This is a genomic window from Citrobacter sp. Cu233 (genome assembly GCF_030332225.1).
In the GTDB taxonomy this organism is placed as follows: domain Bacteria; phylum Pseudomonadota; class Gammaproteobacteria; order Enterobacterales; family Enterobacteriaceae; genus Citrobacter.
Map to the genome: position 1 here is coordinate 16,769 of NZ_JAOWIF010000033.1, position 18,738 is coordinate 35,506.

The 18,738-nt window shown below is 52.6% G+C and carries 14 protein-coding genes; 8 read left to right on the forward strand and 6 right to left on the reverse strand.

The genetic code is table 11. The annotated features are described in order from the left end of the window. Positions 1-79: 79 nt before the first annotated feature. The 5 genes from accC to acuI form a co-directional block, all read right to left on the reverse strand. Positions 80-1,429 (reverse strand): acetyl-CoA carboxylase biotin carboxylase subunit, encoded by a 1,350-nt coding sequence (gene accC, locus OGX95_RS10245; protein ID WP_003828838.1) that lies wholly within the window; start codon positions 1,427-1,429, stop codon positions 80-82. 10 nt (positions 1,430-1,439) lie between these two features. Further along, positions 1,440-1,910 (reverse strand): acetyl-CoA carboxylase biotin carboxyl carrier protein, encoded by a 471-nt coding sequence (gene accB, locus OGX95_RS10250; protein ID WP_005121378.1) that lies wholly within the window; start codon positions 1,908-1,910, stop codon positions 1,440-1,442. Between the two features lie 392 nt (positions 1,911-2,302). Then, a complete protein-coding gene (msrQ, locus tag OGX95_RS10255; protein WP_286629353.1) occupies positions 2,303-2,902 on the reverse strand; it encodes a protein-methionine-sulfoxide reductase heme-binding subunit MsrQ in 600 nt (199 codons plus the stop codon). Further along, positions 2,903-3,907, reverse strand: a complete 1,005-nt coding sequence (gene msrP, locus OGX95_RS10260) for a protein-methionine-sulfoxide reductase catalytic subunit MsrP (protein WP_286629354.1) — start codon at positions 3,905-3,907, stop codon at positions 2,903-2,905. A 119-nt stretch (positions 3,908-4,026) separates the two neighbouring features. Then, a complete protein-coding gene (gene acuI, locus OGX95_RS10265; protein WP_286629355.1) occupies positions 4,027-5,001 on the reverse strand; it encodes an acrylyl-CoA reductase (NADPH) in 975 nt (324 codons plus the stop codon). A gap of 225 nt (positions 5,002-5,226) precedes the next feature. Here acuI and csrD point away from each other — a divergent pair, with 225 nt between their 5' ends. The 8 genes from csrD (at position 5,227) to tldD (ending at position 17,583) form a co-directional block, all read left to right on the forward strand. Further along, positions 5,227-7,167 carry an RNase E specificity factor CsrD gene (csrD, locus tag OGX95_RS10270; protein ID WP_286629356.1) on the forward strand — a complete coding sequence of 647 codons (1,941 nt, stop codon included), beginning with the start codon at positions 5,227-5,229 and terminating at the stop codon, positions 7,165-7,167. A 306-nt stretch (positions 7,168-7,473) separates the two neighbouring features. Further along, positions 7,474-8,517: a rod shape-determining protein MreB gene (gene mreB / locus OGX95_RS10275; protein WP_000913396.1), complete on the forward strand. Its 1,044-nt coding sequence runs from the start codon at positions 7,474-7,476 to the stop codon at positions 8,515-8,517. A 63-nt stretch (positions 8,518-8,580) separates the two neighbouring features. Continuing rightward, positions 8,581-9,603 carry a rod shape-determining protein MreC gene (mreC, locus tag OGX95_RS10280; RefSeq protein WP_286629357.1) on the forward strand — a complete coding sequence of 341 codons (1,023 nt, stop codon included), beginning with the start codon at positions 8,581-8,583 and terminating at the stop codon, positions 9,601-9,603. Beyond that, positions 9,604-10,092, forward strand: a complete 489-nt coding sequence (gene mreD / locus OGX95_RS10285) for a rod shape-determining protein MreD (protein WP_103928680.1) — start codon at positions 9,604-9,606, stop codon at positions 10,090-10,092. 7 nt (positions 10,093-10,099) lie between these two features. Further along, the gene (locus tag OGX95_RS10290) at positions 10,100-10,693 is read left to right on the forward strand and encodes a Maf family protein (protein WP_286629358.1); all 594 of its coding nucleotides are present in this window, start codon (positions 10,100-10,102) and stop codon (positions 10,691-10,693) included. After that, positions 10,683-12,152, forward strand: a complete 1,470-nt coding sequence (gene rng, locus OGX95_RS10295; protein WP_003828822.1) for a ribonuclease G — start codon at positions 10,683-10,685, stop codon at positions 12,150-12,152. The genes OGX95_RS10290 and rng overlap by 11 nt, the downstream gene beginning before the upstream one ends. 109 nt (positions 12,153-12,261) lie before the next feature. After that, complete coding sequence (gene yhdP, locus OGX95_RS10300) at positions 12,262-16,062, forward strand: AsmA2 domain-containing protein YhdP (protein WP_286629359.1); 3,801 nt, start codon at positions 12,262-12,264, stop codon at positions 16,060-16,062. A gap of 75 nt (positions 16,063-16,137) precedes the next feature. Further along, on the forward strand, positions 16,138-17,583 hold the full coding sequence (gene tldD, locus OGX95_RS10305) for a metalloprotease TldD (protein ID WP_286629718.1): 1,446 nt from the start codon (positions 16,138-16,140) through the stop codon (positions 17,581-17,583). 91 nt (positions 17,584-17,674) lie between these two features. Here tldD and aaeR read toward each other — a convergent pair whose 3' ends face one another. Beyond that, positions 17,675-18,604 (reverse strand): HTH-type transcriptional activator AaeR, encoded by a 930-nt coding sequence (gene aaeR, locus OGX95_RS10310; RefSeq protein WP_038634351.1) that lies wholly within the window; start codon positions 18,602-18,604, stop codon positions 17,675-17,677. Between the last annotated feature and the right edge of the window lie 134 nt (positions 18,605-18,738).

Sequence of the window (18,738 nt, forward strand, 5' to 3'; positions counted from 1 at the left end):
GGGATTGTACCTTATGGCACGTACGGGAGGGGAGAAAAACAAAAGGCCGGAATTTCCGGCCTTTTCGGTTAACGCGTGCTTACTTTTCCTGAAGTCCGAGTTTTTTCTCCAGGTAGTGGATGTTGGTTCCACCGTGCTGGAAGTGCTCGTCATTCATGATGCGGATCTGCAGATCAACGTTGGTTTTGATACCGTCGATGATCAGTTCCTGCAATGCGTTTTTCATACGGGCAATTGCCACGTCGCGGTTTTCACCGTAGCAAATCAGCTTACCGATCATTGAGTCATAGTACGGAGGTACAGTGTAGCCTGCGTAAATATGAGACTCCCAGCGTACACCAAAGCCACCCGGCGCGTGGAAACGCGTGATTTTGCCCGGGCTTGGCAGGAAGGTGTTCGGGTCTTCGGCGTTGATACGGCATTCTACCGCATGGCCTTTAACCACAACTTCGTCCTGCTTGATGGACAGCGGTTGGCCAGCAGCGATACGCAACTGTTCTTTGATCAGGTCAACGCCCGTGATCATCTCAGTGACCGGGTGTTCAACCTGAATACGGGTGTTCATTTCAATGAAGTAGAACTCACCGTTTTCGAACAGGAACTCGAAAGTACCTGCCCCGCGATAGCCGATATCAACACAGGCTTTGGCACAACGCTCGCCGATATAGCGACGCAGTTCCGGGGTGATACCCGGCGCAGGTGCTTCTTCGACGACTTTCTGGTGACGACGCTGCATGGAGCAGTCACGTTCAGCCAGATAAATCGCGTTACCCTGACCGTCAGCCAGCACCTGAATTTCGATGTGGCGTGGGTTTTCCAGGTATTTCTCCATGTAGACCATATCGTTGTTGAAAGCTGCTTTCGCTTCCGCTTTGGTCATGGAGATGGATTGCGCCAGTTCAGCATCACTGCGCACGACGCGCATACCGCGTCCGCCGCCGCCGCCGGAGGCTTTGATGATTACCGGATAGCCGATGCGTTTGGCATGAGCGCGGTTAGCGTCCATGTCGTCGCCCAACGGGCCGTCAGAACCTGGAACGGTCGGTACGCCAGCTTTCTTCATCGCAGTAATCGCGGACACTTTGTCACCCATCAGACGGATAGTGTCAGCTTTCGGGCCGATGAAGATAAAACCAGAACGTTCTACCTGTTCAGCGAAGTTGGCGTTCTCAGAGAGGAAGCCATAACCCGGGTGGATTGCCACTGCGCCGGTGATTTCAGCGGCGCTAATGATTGCCGGGATGTTCAGATAGCTTTTAACGGACGGCGCCGGGCCAATACAGACCGTCTCATCCGCCAGCAATACGTGTTTTAAATCGCGATCCGCGCTTGAGTGCACAGCGACAGTCTTGATGCCCAGTTCTTTACAGGCACGAAGAATACGCAAGGCAATCTCGCCGCGGTTAGCGATGACAATTTTATCCAACATGTTCGCCTCGTTATTCGATGACGACCAGCGGCTCGTCAAATTCTACCGGTTGACCACTTTCTACCAGAATCGCTTTCACTACGCCGGATTTGTCGGCTTCGATCTGGTTCATCATTTTCATGGCTTCAACGATGCACAGGGTATCGCCCGCATTGACTTTCTGGCCGATTTCGATGAACGCTTTCGCGTCTGGGCTCGGGGTGCGGTAGAACGTACCAACCATTGGGGAGCGTACGATGTGACCACTGATTTCCGCTGCTGCCGGCGCTTCCATACTTGGAGTGGCAGTCTGTGCAACAGCGTTAGACAGAGCCGGCTGCTGCATCACTGGTGCAGCATAAGCCTGTTGCATCATTGGAAAACTTGCAGCTGGCGCTGCACGGCTGATGCGTACAGACTCTTCGCCTTCAGAAATTTCCAGTTCGGAGATGCCTGATTCTTCAACCAGCTCGATCAGTTTTTTAATCTTACGAATATCCATGAGTGGGTTCCGTACTCTTTGTTTAGTGAGATTGTGACAGGCGTTTTACCGCCGTCTGTATAGCATTTTTATAACAGTGAGTGACAAGATGCCACGCATCTCTGGCGTTGCACTGCGTGCTGCGGCCATTATATGAGATTGCCAGACTTGTTAGTCATTGTGCGGCTATCTTCTGCCATTTTCGGGTAAAAGACAAAATATACCTTCAATATACGATTGTCACCCTTTCTGCGCTGTAAAAACGCTACCGGGGAGAGCAAAGGCGCACATTATAACTATTTCGTAGCAATTGGCAGCTAAATACTGGTCTTATCAGGGAAGATAATCAACCGCTGACATGTAAAGAACATGGGTTCGTCCGTGTTTTGCAACATACTGCACATAACGTGAAACTACCGCCACCACTGGCGAAACTTCTTGTAGCGGCAGGCTAACAGCACCGCTGCAAGTGCGGCATAAATAATCGGTTGCGGAGAGATAATTTTTACCGACCACAAATAATGTATGGGTGCCAGGATCGCCACAAGATAGACGAAGTTGTGCAGATACTGCCAATATTTGCCCAGTTTTCGCTGGGCTGCCTGTGTAGAGGTTAAGGCGAGGGCGAATAAAATGACCCAACTGATAATACCCAACATCAAATAAGGTCGGGTAGTCAGTTCCCGCCCCAGCAATGCCAGGTTATTAATGCCTAATTCCAGTAGCGCATAGCTGGTTAAATGTAACGTCGCCCAGGCGAAACACCATAGCCCTAACAGGCGGCGAGTGCGTATCAATAAAGGCTGTTTAGCGTAGCGCGCCAACGGCGCGACCAGCAAGGTAGCCAGTAGGAATTTCAGAGCTGTCCGACCGGTAAAGTGCTGAATGTCTTTGACCGGATCGGCGCTCAGTCCCCCATGATTTACCGCCCAAAATAGCCAGAGAAACGGTAAAAGTCCGGCAAGATGCAGGCAAACTTTCAGCCAGGTCATCTGTTTTGCAGTCAGGCGCACTTAAAAATTCTCCCGCAGATCGAGACCTCGATACAGGGAAGCAACATCCTTTGCATAGCCATTAAACAGCAGCGTGGGCTGGCGCTGTACATCCAGTATGCCGCCCGCGCCGATGAAGCGTTCAGTCGCTTGTGACCAGCGGGGATGATCGACATGAGGATTCACATTGGCATAAAAACCGTATTCATCGGACGCAGCCATATTCCAGGTGGTTGGCGGGCGTTCACGCGTCAGTTTAATACTGACGATCGACTTAATGCCTTTAAACCCGTATTTCCATGGCACCGTTAAGCGAATAGGGGCGCCATTTTGTGGAGGAAGTGCCTTGCCGTACACGCCCACGGTAAGCAACGTGAGCGGATGCATGGCCTCGTCCAGACGTAGCCCTTCAACATAAGGATATTTTAACCCACCGCCAATAAAGCGATCTTTTTGTCCCGGCATCTCTTCGGGGGCATAGCGAGTTTCGAACGCGACATATTTTGCATTGCTGGTGGGTTCAGCCAGCGCCAACAGTTTATGTAAAGGAAAACCAATCCACGGTACGACCATCGACCAGGCCTCAACACAGCGCATTCGATATATACGTTCTTCCAGTGGGAAGCGGGTGGTTAAGGCATCATGATCGAGCGTCAACGGTTTAGCGACTTCACCGCTGATTTTCAGCGTCCAGGGATCCGTTTTCAGACTGCCGGCATTGGCTGCAGGATCGGCTTTGTCGAGGCCGAACTCGTAGAAGTTGTTATAGCCAGAAACCTTATCTTCTGGTGTTAAAGGAAGCGTATTTTGCCAGGCTGCCGGCTTGGTGAAATCAAGGGGTTTACCGGCAGGCGCGGGCGGACGGTCATTGCCTTTAAACCAGCTCAGAAGATCGGCCTCGGCAGAAAAGGGCAAAGACAACGCGGCGGCGCTGATACCCAGCGCTTTCAACACCTGGCGGCGCTGCATAAAAAAAGCCGACTCGGCTGTTACATCGGCTTCAGTGAATGGACGTATTTTATTCATAACGGACTCCCGACATACGCGCAAAGGCTCATACTGGCGCGTAGTTACTATGGCAGGGAGTCCGTCAATGTGCAGAGAAATTTAGTTAATTAAATGTAAATTTGTATCTGCGAATTGTTTTATTTCACCTTCACCAGCGTACGGCCCTGCACCTGGTTATTGATGATGGCATCGGCGAACTTCGGTGCATCGGCAAGCGTGATTTCTGTCGCTGCCTGGGTATAGAACGACTCTGGCAGGTCGTTTACCAGACGTTGCCAGGCCTGCGCACGACGCGCCGCAGGCGTCATCACGGAGTCGACGCCCTGTAAGCGCACGTTGCGCAGAATAAACGGCATCACCGTGGTGGGTAGCGCAAAACCGCCCGCCAGACCACAGGCGGCAACACAACCGCCATAGTTCATCTGCGCCAGTACTTTTGCCAGCACTTTGTCGCCAACGGTATCAATAGCACCCGCCCACAGTTGCTTTTCCAGCGGACGAGATTCAGCAAACTCATCACGGCCCAGAATGCGGTTGGCTCCCAGGCTTTTCAGGTAGTCGTGGGTGCTTTCGCGGCCCGATACTGCCGCAACCTGGTAACCCAGTTTGTGCAGCAGCGCAACGGCAGTACTGCCTACGCCACCGCTGGCACCGGTGACGACGATTTCGCCGTCTTCCGGGCGGATACCGGCATCTTCAAGCGCCATGACGCACAGCATCGCGGTAAAACCGGCGGTGCCAATGATCATGGCTTTGCGACCGTCCAGCCCTTTTGGCAGCGCAACCAGCCAATCGCCTTTAACACGTGCGCGTTCGGCCAACCCACCCCAATGATTCTCACCCACGCCCCATCCGGTCAGTAAGACTTCCTGGCCTGCATGAAAACGAGGATCTTCACTTGTGCGTACGGTACCGGCGAAATCGATACCAGGAATCATCGGAAAATTGCGGATAATTTTACCCTTGCCGGTGATGGCGAGGGCATCTTTATAGTTCAGGCTCGACCAGTGAACATCCACCGTCACATCGCCTTCAGGTAGCTGATTTTCGTCGAGGGGGTGAACGGATGCGAGGGTTTTTCCGTCCTGCTGTTCTAAGATCAAAGCCTGCATAACCTGTCCTCAATTCATATAGTGGATTGGAAAATTATCTGTGAAGACTATACTCGCTAATTAAAACATGATGCCGATTCTGCGCAATAAATTGCCAGATATACCTGATTTGGTAGTATGCCCACATTGTTTGTGTAAATTGACGGATTTCGCGTTCAGTTTTGCATTTTCGTGTCGCTTTTTCACTTTCATACCTGATTCATTACTGTCGGAGTTAACACAAGGATGCGATTAACGACGAAATTTTCAGCCTTTGTCACGCTGCTTACCGGGTTAACGATTTTCGTGACGCTGATAGGTTGCTCGCTGAGTTTCTATAACGCTATTCAATATAAGTTCACCACCCGCGTCCATGCCGTCGCGACGGCGATCGATACCCATCTGGTCACCAGAGATGTCGTGTCCTTAACGCCGCAAATTGATGAATTGATGATTTCGGTTGATATCGTCCGTATTGAATTGCTTCAGGGTGGCAGCGTTGTTTATAGCCATTCCCGAACCAGTAGCTACCGCCCGGCGGGGACGAATAACCTTTATCGCGATCTCACCGTGCCATTGGTCAAGCATCCGGGGATGTCGCTGCGTATGGTTTACCAGGATCCGATGGGCAACTATTTCCATTCGTTGATGACCACGGCACCGCTCACGCTATCGATAGGCTTTATTATCCTGATGCTGTTTTTGTCGGTGCGCTGGCTCCAGCGTCAACTTTCCGGACAAGAACTACTGGAGATTCGTTCAACGCGGATCCTCAACGGTGAACGCGGGCCAAACGTGCGAGGAACGGTCTATGAGTGGCCAGCGCGTACCAGTAGTGCGCTCGACATGCTATTGACCGAAATTCAAAATGCTCGTGAGCAGCGCAGCAGGCTGGATACGCTTATTCGCTCCTATGTTGCTCAGGATACAAAAACGGGACTGAGCAACCGCTTGTTCTTTGATAACCAACTGGCGACGCTGCTGGAAGATCAGGAAAAGGTAGGCTCGCATGGTGTGGTGATGATGGTTCGTCTGCCGGACTTTACGCTGCTACGCGAGAGCTGGGGCATTACCCAGGCGGAAGAACAAATTTCAACGCTTATCAATTTGTTGTCTACCTTTATGATGCGCTATCCGGGCGCACTGTTAGCGCGTTACCACCGAAGCGATTTTGCCATCCTGCTGCCACACCGCACGTTAAAAGAAGCGGAAAGCATTGCCGGGCAACTCTTAAAGGCGGTGGATGCACTTCCGGCTAACAAAATGATCGATCGTGCCGATATGGTTCATATTGGCATTTGTGTCTGTCGCAGCGGTCAATCGACTGAACAAGTTATGGATCACGCCGAAGCGGCCACCCGGAATTCAGTATTACAAGGCGGGAACAGTTGGTCGGTGTATGACGACTCTCTGCCGGAAAAAGGCCGGGGCAATGTGCGCTGGCGAACGCTGATTGAGCAGATGCTCAGTCGGGGCGGACCGCGAATTTATCAAAAACCTGCCGTAACGCGTGAAGGGCGGGTGCACCATCGCGAGCTTATGTGCCGTATTTTCGATGGCAGCGAAGAGGTCATCTCGGCGGAATATATGCCGATGGTGCTGCAATTTGGTCTGGCAGAAGAGTATGACCGTCTGCAGATCAGCCGTCTCATCCTGCTTTTGGGTTACTGGCCGCAGGAAAATCTGGCGATGCAGACGACGGTTGAATCGCTAATCCGCCCACGTTTTCAGCGTTGGCTGCGAGATACGCTGATGCAGTGCGAAAAATCGTTACGTAAACGCATAATTATTGAACTTGCTGAGGCGGATGTTTGTCAACACATCAGCCGGTTACAACCGGTTATCCGATTGATGGATGCGCTTGGCGTACGTATCGCCGTTACGCAGGCAGGTTTAACGTTGGTGAGTACCAGCTGGATCAAAGAGCTCAATGTCGAATTATTGAAGCTTCATCCCAGCCTGGTGAGAAACATTGATAAGCGAACGGAAAATCAGTTGCTTGTTCAGAGCCTGGTAGAGACGTGTACCGGAACGCCAACACAGGTTTATGCCACGGGTGTTCGTTCGCGCAGCGAGTGGCATACCCTGACAGAACGTGGAGTCGCGGGTGGGCAGGGTGATTTTTTTGCCGCATCACAGCCACTTGACACAAACGTGAAAAAATATTCGCAAAGATACTCGGTTTAACCTGCCGTTTAATTTGTTTTCACGTAGAATAACGCGCGCTGTGCCTTCTGGGGGTGTGCTTGTCTGCTCGCCAGGTTGTAACAGCAAACATGCAGGTGAATGACCTTTGACAGGTTGCAAACAAAAGCGAGGACTGCTGCTGAGTTTTTCAGCTCTGATGGACTCAGGCCGGTTTTGTAACAAAGGAAACGAACTGCACTAATTTTCACCGTAGCAGATGATTTTTGCGCCTTGTCGCTGCTGCGTGTGGTTGGTAAAGTAAGCGGATTTTGTTTTCCGCCCCAGCTTTCAGGATTATCCCTTAGTATGTTGAAAAAATTTCGTGGCATGTTTTCCAATGACCTGTCCATTGACCTGGGTACCGCGAATACCCTTATTTATGTAAAAGGACAAGGCATCGTATTGAATGAGCCTTCCGTAGTGGCCATTCGTCAGGATCGTGCCGGTTCGCCGAAAAGCGTGGCTGCAGTAGGTCATGATGCGAAGCAGATGCTGGGTCGTACGCCGGGCAATATCGCTGCAATTCGCCCAATGAAAGACGGCGTTATCGCTGACTTCTTCGTGACTGAAAAAATGCTCCAGCACTTTATCAAACAAGTGCACAGCAACAGCTTCATGCGCCCAAGCCCGCGCGTACTGGTGTGTGTACCGGTTGGAGCAACTCAGGTTGAACGCCGTGCCATCCGTGAATCCGCTCAGGGTGCAGGTGCACGTGAAGTGTTCCTGATCGAAGAGCCGATGGCGGCAGCGATCGGTGCGGGCCTGCCAGTTTCTGAAGCAACCGGCTCAATGGTTGTCGATATCGGTGGTGGTACTACTGAAGTCGCCGTTATCTCTCTGAACGGCGTAGTTTACTCCTCCTCTGTGCGTATTGGTGGTGACCGCTTTGACGAAGCCATCATTAATTATGTTCGCCGTAACTACGGCTCTCTGATCGGTGAAGCTACCGCGGAACGTATTAAGCACGAAATCGGTTCGGCTTATCCTGGCGACGAAGTTCGCGAGATCGAAGTTCGCGGTCGTAACCTGGCAGAAGGTGTTCCACGTGGCTTTACCCTGAACTCTAACGAGATCCTGGAAGCGCTGCAGGAACCCCTGACCGGTATCGTAAGCGCGGTGATGGTTGCACTGGAACAGTGTCCGCCAGAACTGGCGTCTGACATCTCAGAACGCGGTATGGTCCTGACCGGCGGCGGTGCGTTGCTGCGTAACCTTGACCGCCTGTTAATGGAAGAGACCGGTATTCCAGTTGTTGTTGCCGAAGATCCGCTGACCTGTGTGGCTCGCGGTGGCGGTAAAGCACTGGAAATGATCGATATGCACGGCGGCGACCTGTTCAGCGAAGAGTAATCGGATGCAGGAAGGGTAGCCATGGGTTGCTCTTCCGCTCTGATGCGAGAATACGCATAGACTATGAAGCCAATTTTTAGCCGTGGCCCGTCGCTACAGATTCGCCTTATTCTGGCGGTGCTGGTGGCGCTCGGCGTTATTATTGCCGACAGCCGCCTGGGTACGTTTAGTCAAATCCGAACGTACATGGATACCGCCGTCAGTCCTTTCTACTTTATCTCTAATGGTCCCCGTGAATTACTCGACGGCGTGTCGCAAACGCTGGCTTCTCGTGACCAACTCGAACTTGAAAACCGGGCGCTGCGTCAGGAGTTGCTGCTGAAAAACAGTGAATTGCTGATGCTGGGGCAATATAAACAGGAGAACGCGCGTTTGCGTGAGCTGCTGGGATCACCGCTGCGCCAGGACGAACAAAAAATGGTGACGCAGGTCATCTCAACGGTTAACGATCCTTACAGCGATCAGGTTGTGATCGACAAAGGGAGTGTTAACGGCGTTTATGAAGGTCAGCCAGTTATCAGCGATAAAGGTGTAGTAGGCCAGGTCGTTGCGGTGGCAAAACTGACCAGCCGCGTACTGCTGATTTGTGACGCGACGCATGCACTGCCAATCCAGGTATTGCGTAACGATATCCGTGTGATTGCTGCCGGTAACGGCTGTACGGACGATCTTCAGCTCGAACACCTGCCTGCCAATACTGACATTCGCGTTGGTGACGTGCTGGTGACCTCCGGTCTGGGTGGGCGTTTCCCTGAAGGCTATCCAGTCGGTGTCGTTTCCTCTGTGAAGCTGGATACCCAGCGTGCATACACCGTGATTCAGGCGCGTCCGACTGCGGGTTTACAGCGTTTGCGTTATCTTCTGCTGCTGTGGGGAGCCGATCGCAATGGCGCTAACCCGATGACGCCAGAAGAAGTGCACCGTGTAGCTAATGAACGTCTGATGCAAATGATGCCGCAAGTTCTGCCTGCACCGGATGCCATGGGGCCTCCTGCGCCAGTGTCTGCTCCTGCAACAGGCGTAACGCCGGTTCCTGCAACAACCACGCCGTCACAACCTGCTCTGCGTAAGCCGGGAGGGCAGTAAGTGGCAAGCTATCGTAGTCAGGGACGTTGGGTTATTTGGCTCTCGTTCCTTATTGCACTTTTACTGCAAGTCATGCCCTGGCCGGACGACATTCTTGTTTACCGGCCAAACTGGGTGCTACTCATCCTGTTGTATTGGATCCTGGCGCTGCCGCATCGCGTAAATGTGGGCACAGGATTTGTCGTGGGTGCCATACTGGATCTCATTAGTGGCTCTACGCTTGGTGTGCGGGCATTGTCGATGAGTATCATTGCTTATCTGGTCGCACTGAAATTCCAGCTCTTCCGTAACCTCGCGCTCTGGCAGCAGGCGCTGGTGGTCATGTTGTTATCACTGGTCGTGGATATTATTGTTTTCTGGGCCGAGTTTTTAGTGATCAACGTTTCTTTCAGACCTGAAGTGTTCTGGAGTAGTGTAGTAAATGGTGTGCTTTGGCCATGGCTATTCTTACTGATGCGTAAAGTTCGCCAGCAGTTTGCGGTGCAATAAGGTTGATATGAATACTCTGTATCTTGCTTCAGGTTCCCCACGTCGTCAGGAACTGTTGGCTCAGCTTGGCGTAACATTCGCACGACTGGTTCCTGGAATTGAGGAACAGCGGCACCCGCAGGAAAGCGCCCAGCAGTATGTTATTCGCCTGGCGCGTGAAAAAGCGCAGGCGGGTGTAGCGCTGGCTGAGCGCGATTTACCTGTGCTGGGGGCGGATACCATTGTTATCCTTAATGGCGAAGTGCTGGAAAAACCACATGATGTCGGCCATGCAGCAGAGATGCTGCGCAAACTGTCAGGCAAAACGCATCAGGTCATGACGGCTGTCGCATTAGCCGATCGCCAGCACAGCCTGGACTGTCTGGTGGTGACGGAAGTGACATTCAGAGTACTAACAGATGAGGACATCGCCGGTTATGTTGCCAGCGGTGAGCCTATGGATAAAGCAGGTGCATACGGTATTCAAGGGTTGGGTGGCTGTTTTGTCAGGAAGATAAATGGCAGCTATCACGCCGTAGTCGGCTTACCGCTGGTAGAAACGTATGAGTTGCTGAGCAATTTTAACGCACTGCGTGAGAAAAGGGATAAACATGACGGCTGAATTGTTGGTAAACGTAACGCCATCGGAAACGCGGGTGGCGTACATTGATGGCGGTATTCTGCAGGAAATTCATATTGAACGTGAGGCGCGACGCGGAATCGTAGGCAATATCTACAAAGGTCGTGTAAGTCGTGTACTTCCGGGTATGCAGGCGGCTTTTGTAGATATTGGGCTGGATAAAGCCGCATTTCTCCACGCATCAGACATCATGCCGCATACCGAATGCGTAGCGGGTGAAGAACAAAAACAGTTCACTGTGCGCGATATCTCCGAACTGGTGCGTCAGGGGCAAGACCTGATGGTACAGGTGGTAAAAGATCCTCTGGGCACGAAAGGCGCGCGTCTGACGACGGATATCACGCTTCCTTCCCGTTATCTTGTCTTTATGCCTGGCGCCTCGCACGTGGGGGTTTCTCAGCGAATCGAGAGTGAAACCGAACGCGAACGCCTGAAAAAGGTGGTGGCGGATTACTGCGACGAGCAGGGCGGATTCATCATTCGCACGGCGGCTGAAGGTGTATGTGAAGAAGACCTTGCCTCTGATGCCGCTTACCTTAAGCGCGTCTGGACGAAGGTCATGGAGCGTAAGAAGCGCCCACAAACGCGCTACCAGATGTATGGTGAATTGGCGCTGGCACAGCGCGTTCTGCGTGATTTTGCCGATGCTCAGTTAGACCGAATTCGCGTCGACTCCCGTCTGACTTATGAAGCATTGTTGGAATTTACTGCGGAATATATCCCGGAGATGACCAGCAAGCTGGAACACTATAGTGGACGCCAACCGATTTTCGATCTCTTCGACGTTGAGAATGAAATCCAACGTGCGCTGGAGCGCAAGGTTGAGCTGAAATCCGGCGGTTATCTGATTATCGATCAAACTGAAGCCATGACCACCGTAGATATCAACACGGGTGCATTTGTTGGGCATCGTAATCTCGATGACACTATCTTTAATACTAATATTGAAGCAACGCAGGCTATTGCACGTCAGCTGCGTCTGCGTAATCTGGGCGGCATAATCATTATCGATTTTATCGACATGAATAATGAAGATCACCGTCGCCGGGTGCTGCACTCTCTGGAACAGGCCCTGAGCAAGGATCGCGTAAAAACCAGCATTAACGGTTTTTCACAGTTGGGCCTGGTAGAGATGACACGTAAGCGCACGCGTGAAAGCGTGGAGCATGTGCTGTGTAACGAGTGCCCAACCTGCCACGGACGTGGCACGGTGAAAACGGTCGAAACCGTATGTTATGAAATCATGCGTGAAATCGTCCGCGTGCACCATGCTTACGACTCCGATCGTTTCCTGGTGTACGCATCTCCGGCAGTGGCTGAAACCCTGAAAGGGGAAGAGTCGCATGCGCTGGCGGAAGTGGAAATCTTTGTTGGCAAACAGGTTAAAGTACAAGTCGAACCGCTCTATAACCAGGAGCAGTTTGACGTGGTAATGATGTAAATCGTGTAGTGGCACCCGCGCATGTAGGCCGGATAAGGCAAAACGCCGCTATCCGGCAATATTCACTCAAGGGGTGTGAGTCACTTTTTTGGCAGACAAGGAGAGGCGCGTGAGGCGATTGCCGGGGATTTTACTGCTCACTGGGGCCGCATTCGTTGTCATCGCAGCGCTGCTGGTCAGTGGGCTGCGCCTTGCTCTACCGCATCTCGATAGCTGGCGTCCGACCATTCTGGGTAAGATTGAATCTGCCACCGGTATGCCCGTTTCTGCCAGCCAGCTTTCTGCTAACTGGCAAAATTTTGGCCCTACGCTCGAAGCGCGCGATATTCATGCACCGCTGAAAGACGGTGGCGAATTCTCGGTAAAGCGTGTCACGCTGGCGCTGGATGTCTGGCAAAGTTTGCTGCACATGCGCTGGCAGTTTCGCGATCTCACCTTCTGGCAACTGCAGTTGCGCACCAATACACCGATCCAACGCGGTGATAGCGGCGATGGAATTGAAACCAGCCACATCAGCGATCTGTTCCTGCGCCAGTTTGATCATTTTGATCTTCGCGACAGCCAGGTCAGTTTTTTGACCCTGTCAGGCCAGCGTGCAGAACTGGCGATCCCTCAGCTAACCTGGTTGAACGGTAAAAACAGGCATCGTGCTGAAGGCCAGGTTAGCCTCTCCAGCCTGACCGGCCAGCACGGTGTTATGCAGGTGCGTATGGATCTGCGTGATGATGACGGCCTGCTGAATAATGGTCGCGTCTGGCTGCAGGCTGACGACATCGACGTTAAGCCGTGGTTGGGAAAATGGATGCAGGACAATGTTGCGCTGCAAACCGCACGCTTTAGCCTGGAAGGCTGGATGACGCTCAGCAAAGGCGAAATTTCTGGCGGCGATGTCTGGTTGAAAAAGGGCGGCGCAAGCTGGAAGGGAGAGAACAACATCCACACGCTGTCTGTCGACAACCTGACTGCGCATATCAGCCGTGAGCACTCTGGTTGGTTGTTCGCTATCCCGGACACGCGCATCACGATGGATGACAAACCCTGGCCGAGCGGCGCATTAACGCTGGCCTGGTTCCCTGAGCAGGAAGTGGGGGGCGCTAATAACAAGCGCAGCGACGAATTACGTATTCGCGCCAGTAACCTGGAGTTAGCCGGGTTAGAGGGGCTACGCCCGATGGCCGCTAAGTTATCTCCGGCATTGGGTGATATCTGGCGGGCCACGCAACCGAGCGGCAAAATAAATGTGCTGGCGTTGGATATCCCGTTACAGGCGACCGAAAAAACCCGTTTCCAGTCCTCGTGGACCGATCTGGCCTGGAAACAGTGGAAGCTGCTGCCGGGGGCCGAACATTTCTCCGGTACATTGTCTGGCAGCGTGGAAAATGGCGCATTAACGGCCTCCATGAAGCAGGCAAAAATGCCGTATGAAACCGTCTTTCGTGCCCCGCTGGAGATAGAAGATGGCGTGGCAATGCTCAGTTGGCTGAAGAATGAAAATGGTTTTCAGCTAGACGGGCGCAATATTGACGTTAAAGCGAAAGCGGTACATGCGCGTGGGGGTTTTCGTTACCTGCAACCAACAGGTGATGAGCCGTGGCTGGGGATTCTGGCGGGGATTAGCACTCACGATGGTTCCCAGGCCTGGCGCTATTTCCCGGAAAACCTGATGGGGAAAGAGTTGGTTGATTACCTCAGTGGGGCAATTCAGGGCGGTGAGGCTGATAACGCAACACTGGTTTATGGCGGTAACCCACATCTGTTCCCGTATTTGCATAACGAAGGTCAGTTCCAGGTGCTGGTGCCGCTGCGTAATGCAAAATTTGCCTTCCAGCCGGACTGGCCCGCACTGACTGACCTCAATATTGAACTGAACTTCATTAACGATGGCCTGTGGATGAAGACGGATAGCGTCAATCTGGGGGGGGTAAAAGCCACAAACCTGACGGCAAATATCCCTGACTACGCAAAAGAAAAACTGCTGATTGATGCCGACATCAACGGGCCGGGCAAAGCGGTTGGGCCTTATTTCGACGAAACGCCGCTGAAAGAGTCGCTTGGTGCCACACTGGAACAGCTTCAAATTGATGGTGATGTGAGTGCTCGCTTACATCTTGATATCCCGTTAGATGGTTCGCTGGTTACGGCCAAAGGCGATGTGAACCTGCGAAATAACAGTCTGTTTATCAAGCCACTCGACGGCACGCTGAAGAATTTGAACGGTAAATTCAGTTTTATCAACGGCGATCTCAAGAGTGAGCCGATGACGGCGAACTGGTTTAATCAGCCTCTGAATGTCGACTTTTCCACTACCGAGGGTGCAAAAGCTTACCAGGTTGCTGTGAATCTGAACGGCGACTGGCAGCCAACTCGCATGGGGATACTCCCCGCGCAGGTGAATGATGCCTTAAGCGGCAGTATGGCGTGGAATGGTAAAGTTGGCATTGACCTGCCATATCATGCCGGAGCGACTTACAACATTGAGCTGAAAGGTGACCTGAAAAATGTAAGCAGTCACTTACCTGCTCCGTTAAACAAAGTAGTCGGCGAGTCGCTGCCAGTTAATGTTAAGGCAGAGGGTAACCTGCACAGCTTTGATCTGACCGGTAACGCCGGAAGCAAGAATCACTTTAACAGCCGCTGGTTGCTGAATCAGAAACTGACGCTTGATCGCGCTATCTGGACTTCGGAAAGCCGTACCGTGCCAGCGCTTCCTGACCAGCAGGGCATCGAACTTAATCTTCCGCCCATGGATGGTGCGCAATGGCTGGCATTGTTCCAGAAAGGCGCGGCGGATAATGTCGGAAGTAATGCGAACTTCCCGCAGCGTATTGCGGTGCGCACGCCTTCTTTATCATTGGGCGACCAGCAGTGGAATAACCTGAGCATTGTATCTGAACCTGGGCTTAATGGTACCAGCGTACGGGCGCAGGGGCGCGAGATAAACGCCACATTGGCTATGCGCAATAATGCTCCGTGGCTTGCCAATATCAAGTACCTGTATTACAACCCGAGCGCTGCAAAGTCATCGCCAAATACAACGCCAGCCTCGCCGTTCTCTGCCATCAATCACGTCAGTTTTCGTGGCTGGCCGGATGCGCAGATACGCTGCGAAGAGTGCTGGATGTGGGGGCAAAAATATGGGCGCATTGATGCCGATGTAGCGATAAAAGGTGACACATTAACGTTGAGCAACGGTCTACTGGATACCGGGTTTGCCCGACTGACCGCCGATGGCGAATGGGTCAATGTGCCGGGCAAGGAGCGTACGTCACTGAAAGGAAAGCTGAATGGCAACAAGATTGATTCAGCCGCTGGTTTCTTTGGCGTATCTACCCCGATTCGTAACTCTTCCTTTAACGTCGAGTACGATCTGCACTGGCGTAATCCGCCCTGGGACCCGGATGAAGCTTCACTGAATGGTATTTTGCGCACCCGTTTAGGCAAAGGTGAGTTGACTGAACTTAGCACCGGACATGCGGGACAACTGTTACGTCTGCTGAGCTTTGATGCGCTATTGCGAAAACTGCGTTTTGATTTTAGTGATACGTTCAGCGAAGGTTTTTACTTTGACTCTATCCGCAGTACGGCGTGGATCAAAGACGGTGTGATGCACACTGATGATACGCTGGTGGATGGCCTGGAAGCTGATATCGCCATGAAAGGTTCGGTGAATCTGGTGCGCCGCGAACTGGATATGGAAGCCGTTGTCGCACCTGAAATTTCTGCCACCGTCGGGGTGGCCGCGGCGTTTGCCGTCAACCCGATAGTTGGCGCGGCGGTATTTGCCGCCAGTAAAGTTCTGGGGCCGCTGTGGAGCAAGGTTTCGATTCTGCGCTATCGCATCACCGGCCCGGTCGATAAGCCACAGATCAACGAAGTTCTGCGCCAGCCGCGCAAAGAAAGCCAGCAATGATTTGACGGGGGCGAGTAATTGCCCCAATCTCACTACATAGATCTTCTACCGCAGTAACTAATGAGTAGCAAAACGATGAGTCTGAACCTGGTAAGTGAACAATTGCTAGCGGCGAATGGCCTGAAACATCAGGATCTGTTCGCCATCCTGGGCCAACTGGCCGAACGCCGTCTTGATTACGGCGATCTGTATTTTCAGTCGAGCTACCACGAATCCTGGGTTTTAGAAGACCGCATCATTAAAGATGGTTCTTACAATATTGATCAGGGCGTTGGTGTGCGTGCCATCAGCGGCGAAAAAACGGGGTTTGCCTACGCAGACCAGATAAGCCTGCTGGCGCTGGAGCAAAGTGCTCATGCCGCGCGTACTATCGTGCGTGACAGCGGTGATGGCAAAGTAAAAACGCTGGGTGCGGTAGAGCATCAGGCACTCTACACCTCGGTTGATCCATTACAGAGCATGAGCCGGGAAGAGAAACTGGATATTCTGCGTCGTGTTGACAGCGTTGCGCGTGCCGCTGATAAGCGAGTGCAGGAAGTGACGGCGAGCCTGACCGGCGTGTATGAGCTGATTCTGGTTGCGGCGACGGATGGAACACTGGCGGCAGATGTTCGTCCCCTGGTACGACTGTCCGTCAGCGTGCAGGTAGAAGAAGACGGTAAACGCGAGCGTGGTGCCAGTGGCGGCGGCGGTCGCTTCGGTTATGACTACTTCCTTGCCTCCCTTGATGGCGAAGTCCGTGCTGACGCATGGGCGAAAGAAGCCGTACGTATGGCGCTGGTCAATCTCTCTGCGGTGGCGGCTCCAGCGGGCACGTTGCCAGTGGTGCTTGGTGCTGGCTGGCCAGGGGTTCTGTTGCATGAAGCTGTTGGCCATGGTCTGGAAGGTGACTTTAACCGCCGTGGAACCTCGGTATTCAGCGGCCATATGGGTGAGCTGGTGGCGTCAGAACTGTGCACCGTCGTTGATGATGGCACGATGGCGGATCGCCGTGGTTCAGTAGCCATTGATGACGAAGGCACGCCGGGTCAGTACAACGTGCTGATTGAAAAAGGTATTCTGAAAGGCTACATGCAGGACAAACTGAATGCACGTTTGATGGGGGTGGCACCAACGGGTAACGGTCGCCGTGAATCTTACGCGCATCTGCCGATGCCACGTATGACTAACACCTATATGCTGCCGGGTAAATCCACGCCGCAGGAAATTATCGAGTCTGTCGAATATGGTATTTATGCGCCAAACTTTGGTGGCGGGCAGGTGGATATCACCTCCGGTAAATTCGTGTTCTCTACCTCCGAAGCGTATCTGATCGAAAATGGCAAAGTGACTAAACCAGTGAAAGGTGCGACGCTGATTGGCTCCGGTATTGAAGCGATGCAGCAGATTTCGATGGTGGGTAACGACCTGAAACTCGATAACGGAGTGGGTGTTTGCGGTAAAGAAGGACAGAGTCTGCCGGTTGGCGTGGGTCAGCCGACACTGAAGGTGGATAACCTGACCGTAGGTGGTACTGCATAATTGCACAGGCCGGATGGTAACGCTTTGCGTTTTATCCGACCGCCAAATAGTGCGACCCAGGGCCCGGTAAGCGAAGCGCTACCGGGCATTTTTACTTCTCTTTTCCCCGACCGTACATCCCCTGAAACAGTTGTGCCACATCGACAAAATAATCGGTCAGATAGTTAATCACCACCTGCACTTTAAGCGGCAGCTTATCCTTTTCGGTATACAACGCATACACCGGACGTGGATCTGACTGGTAGCGGGGGAGCAGGATCTCCACTTCGCCGCGGTTGATCTCGTTGATCACCCACATCAGCGGTACATAAGCAATGCCCGCGCCCGCCGCCAGCCAGCGCACCAGCGTCATCGGATCGTTGGTCACAAAACGTCCCTCAGGGATCAGACGGGTAGAAATCCCCTCTGGGGCAATTAATTCGAACTCATTATCCGGACGAACGCTGTATTCCAACCACGAATGATTGCTGAGATCGGCAGGTTTCTCCGGAACACCAAACTGGGCGAGATAACTTTTTGCTGCGCAGACCACCATCGGCATAGCCCCCAGACGACGCGAAAAAAGGCTGGAGTCCTGCAGGGCACCCACGCGGATAACCACGTCCAGACCGTCGGCGATCAGGTCGGGGGCCGGTATTCCTGTCACCAGATTTACCGTCAGCCCAGGATACTCTTTGAGCATTTTTGCGGTAAGTCCGGCGAGGACATTTTGTGCCATGGTTGAAGAACAACCAATGCGTAGCGTACCGATGGGCGTGTTGTTAAAAGCATACAGTTGCTCGTGAACATCCTGCGCTTCGTGCAGCATTCGGCGGCAACCCTGATAATAAATTTTACCCGCCTCGGTAAGCCCAATGCTGCGCGTGCTGCGGTTTAGCAGCTTAACCTGCAACTCATCTTCCAGTTTTGATACCGTCTGGCTTATCGATGAAACGCTCATTTGCAACTGTCTTGCGGCGGCGGTGAAGGAGCCCAGTTCGACAACTTTGGCGAACACCGACATACGTTTTAATCGTTCCATTGTTCACTCTGGCTTAAAAGTGATTTAGATCACATAATATAGATAACAGCATAACAGTTACGCTAATATATTATTATTCAAATAACCGCTATGTCGCTCTCGCCTGGCTCATCCTTGCCCTTCTCTGCGGTGAC